Origin of the sequence: Microbacterium sp. (assembly GCF_031178525.1) — a bacterium.
GTDB lineage: Bacteria > Actinomycetota > Actinomycetes > Actinomycetales > Microbacteriaceae > Microbacterium.
Map to the genome: position 1 here is coordinate 1 of NZ_JAPSJA010000263.1, position 3,265 is coordinate 3,265.

The 3,265-nt window shown below is 69.6% G+C and carries 5 protein-coding genes; 4 read left to right on the forward strand and 1 reads right to left on the reverse strand.

Going from position 1 to position 3,265, the window contains the following annotated elements; genetic code table 11:
• The first annotated feature begins 7 nt into the window (after nt 1-7).
• The 4 genes from RIF89_RS12810 (at nt 8) to groL (ending at nt 2,853) form a co-directional block, all read left to right on the forward strand.
• On the forward strand, nt 8-124 hold the full coding sequence (locus RIF89_RS12810; protein ID WP_375294481.1) for a DUF3263 domain-containing protein: 117 nt from the start codon (nt 8-10) through the stop codon (nt 122-124).
• Between the two features lie 50 nt (nt 125-174).
• Complete coding sequence (locus RIF89_RS12815) at nt 175-714, forward strand: LytR C-terminal domain-containing protein (RefSeq protein ID WP_309069485.1); 540 nt, start codon at nt 175-177, stop codon at nt 712-714.
• 116 nt (nt 715-830) lie between these two features.
• The gene (locus RIF89_RS12820) at nt 831-1,034 is read left to right on the forward strand and encodes a cold-shock protein (protein ID WP_309069486.1); all 204 of its coding nucleotides are present in this window, start codon (nt 831-833) and stop codon (nt 1,032-1,034) included.
• Between the two features lie 199 nt (nt 1,035-1,233).
• Nucleotides 1,234-2,853, forward strand: coding sequence for a chaperonin GroEL (gene groL / locus RIF89_RS12825; RefSeq protein WP_309069487.1), 1,620 nt, complete (start codon nt 1,234-1,236; stop codon nt 2,851-2,853).
• 61 nt (nt 2,854-2,914) lie between these two features.
• On the opposite strand, the gene RIF89_RS12830 is transcribed toward groL, so the two are convergent.
• On the reverse strand, nt 2,915-3,202 hold the full coding sequence (locus RIF89_RS12830) for a WXG100 family type VII secretion target (protein WP_309069488.1): 288 nt from the start codon (nt 3,200-3,202) through the stop codon (nt 2,915-2,917).
• Between the last annotated feature and the right edge of the window lie 63 nt (nt 3,203-3,265).

Below are 3,265 nucleotides of genomic sequence, written 5' to 3' on the forward strand. Positions count from 1 at the left end.
CTACCAGCTGCTCGGCCGCCTGATCGACTCCGGCGACGCGCTGGCCGCCGACCCCCTGCTGGTCGGGCGCCTCCGCCGGATGCGTGACGCGCGTGACGCGGCGCGCTCCCGCATCGCGGGCTGACCCGCTCGGGACGCCACGGGATGGCCAGGCTCCCCGGGTACGATCGTGACGTGCCGACCAGCTACCCCCGGGATCGCTTCGACGACGTCCCCCGTCAGGCCGCCCGCGTCGGCGCTCACCGTGCCGATCAGCCGCGCACGCCGCGCGGCGTCGTGCTGCTGTGGGCGATGCTGGCGACCGTCGTGCTGACCGTCGCGGGCATCATCGGATTCCTCGTGCTGTCGCAGCGCGCGACGGATCTGCCGGAGCAGCCGCAGGCCACCCCCACGGTCGCTCCCGTGGTCGACACGACCTACACGATCCTGGTGCTCAACGGCACCAGCACCGCGGGTGTCGCCGAGCAGGTCGCGAGCGAGCTCGTCGCGGCGGGGTGGACCGAGGACATGGTGCTGCCGAGCGACTCGTCCGCCTCCGACTTCCCGGCCACGACGGTGTACTACGCGTCGCCCGAGGAGGAGGCCGCCGCCCTCGGGGTGGCGCAGGCGCTCGGGGGTGCGCGCACCGAGCAGAGCGATCAGTACGTGACGCCGGGCGACGAGACGAAGAGGCTCACGGTCGTGGTCGGGCTCGACCGTGTTTCGGCCGGGTAAACAGTTCTATTCGGGCGTGTCAATACTCGGCTCCCCGGCGCTGAGGCCCTGAATCACGCGGATACGATTCCCCGGTAGTCCCCTCCGCAGGAGGGCCCAGCACCAGGAGAGTTCGCATGACCCAGGGCACCGTCAAGTGGTTCAACGCCGAGAAGGGCTTCGGGTTCATCACCGTGGCCGACGGCAGCCAGGACGTCTTCGTCCACTACTCGAACATCGAGATGAGCGGCTTCCGCGTCCTCGAGGAAGGCCAGGCCGTCGAGTTCACCGTCGGCACCGGTCAGAAGGGTCCCCAGGCGGAGGCGGTCCGCCCGGTCTGATCGTCTCGCTCGACGACCGCTCCGCCACAGCCCTCCGCAGGCGCCCCGCGACATCGCTCGCCGGGCGCCTGCCTGTGTGTGCGGCGGTGGGTCTCGCGCGGCTTGCACTCGATGGGGGTGAGTGCCAGAATCGTCCTGGCACTCCCGCCAGGTGAGTGCTAAAGACCACACGCCTACGTCCGGGAGGGACGACTACACCATGGCAAAGATGATCGCTTTCGACGAGGAGGCCCGTCGCGGCCTCGAGCGCGGCCTCAACACGCTGGCCGACGCCGTCAAGGTGACGCTCGGCCCGCGCGGTCGCAACGTCGTGCTCGAGAAGAAGTGGGGCGCCCCCACGATCACGAACGACGGCGTCTCGATCGCCAAGGAGATCGAGCTCGACGACCCGTACGAGAAGATCGGCGCCGAGCTCGTCAAGGAGGTCGCCAAGAAGACCGACGACGTCGCCGGCGACGGCACCACCACTGCGACCGTCCTCGCCCAGGCGCTCGTTCGCGAGGGTCTCCGCAACGTGGCGGCCGGCGCCGACCCGATCAGCCTCAAGCGCGGCATCGAGAAGGCCGTCAAGGCGCTGTCGGACGAGCTGCTGGCGCAGGCCAAGGAGGTCGAGTCGAAGGAGCAGATCGCCGCGACCGCGTCGATCTCGGCCGCCGACCCCGCCATCGGCGAGCTCATCGCCGAGGCCATCGACAAGGTGGGCAAGGAGGGCGTCGTCACCGTCGAGGAGTCGAACACCTTCGGCACCGAGCTCGAGCTCACCGAGGGCATGCGCTTCGACAAGGGCTACCTGAACCCCTACTTCGTCACGGACCCGGAGCGCCAGGAGGCCGTCTTCGAGGACCCGTACATCCTCATCGCGAACCAGAAGATCTCGAACATCAAGGACCTTCTGCCCATCGTCGACAAGGTGATCCAGTCGGGCAAGGAGCTCGTCATCATCGCCGAGGACGTCGAGGGCGAGGCGCTCGCGACGCTCGTGCTGAACAAGATCCGCGGCATCTTCAAGTCGGTCGCCGTCAAGGCCCCCGGCTTCGGCGACCGCCGCAAGGCGCAGCTGCAGGACATCGCGATCCTGACCGGCGGCCAGGTCATCACGGAGGAGGTCGGCCTCAAGCTCGAGAACACCGACCTCGACCTGCTCGGCCGTGCGCGCAAGGTCATCGTCACGAAGGACGAGACCACGATCGTCGAGGGTGCCGGCGAGGCCGAGCAGATCGAGGGTCGCGTGACCCAGATCCGCCGCGAGATCGAGAACACCGACAGCGACTACGACCGCGAGAAGCTGCAGGAGCGCCTCGCCAAGCTCGCCGGCGGCGTGGCCGTCATCAAGGCGGGCGCGGCCACCGAGGTCGAGCTCAAGGAGCGCAAGCACCGCATCGAGGACGCCGTCCGCAACGCGAAGGCCGCCGTCGAGGAGGGCATCGTCGCCGGTGGTGGCGTGGCCCTCATCCAGGCCGGCAAGACCGCGTTCGAGGGTCTCGAGCTGGTGGGCGACGAGGCGACGGGTGCGAACATCGTCAAGGTCGCCATCGAGGCTCCGCTGAAGCAGATCGCCCTCAACGCCGGCCTCGAGCCGGGCGTGGTCGCCAACAAGGTCGCCGACCTTCCCGTCGGCCACGGCCTGAACGCCGCCACGGGCGAGTACGGTGACCTGTTCGCGCAGGGCATCATCGACCCGGCCAAGGTGACGCGCTCGGCGCTGCAGAACGCCGCGTCGATCGCCGGTCTGTTCCTCACGACCGAGGCCGTCGTCGCCGACAAGCCCGAGAAGGCCGCCGCCCCGGCGGGCGACCCCACGGGTGGCATGGACTTCTGATCCATCTCGCACAGAACGGCCCCTCCTTCGGGAGGGGCCGTTCTGCTGTCCGCCGTTCGGGTCAGCGGAACATGCCGGAGGTCAGACGCTCGGCCTCCGCGTAGTTCGCGCTCGCGACACCCAGCGCGCGGCCGAGACTGTCCAGCGCCTGCTCGACCGACTGCTGAGCGCCCTTCCACTGCGCGAGCGCCGACTGGAACGCGCCCGCGCTCGCACCGCTCCACGTGCTCTCGAGCTGCGCCAGCTGCCCCGTGAGCGCGGCGGTGAGGCTGCGGATCTGCTCGGCCGTGTTGAGGGTCTGCCCGTTGGCGGTGGAGACCGCCTCGGTGTCGACGCTGAAGATCGCCATTGTGTGCTCCCTGGGGTCGGAGGGGACGGATGTCCCCACGCTAGGAAGCGGACGGCGGCCGCG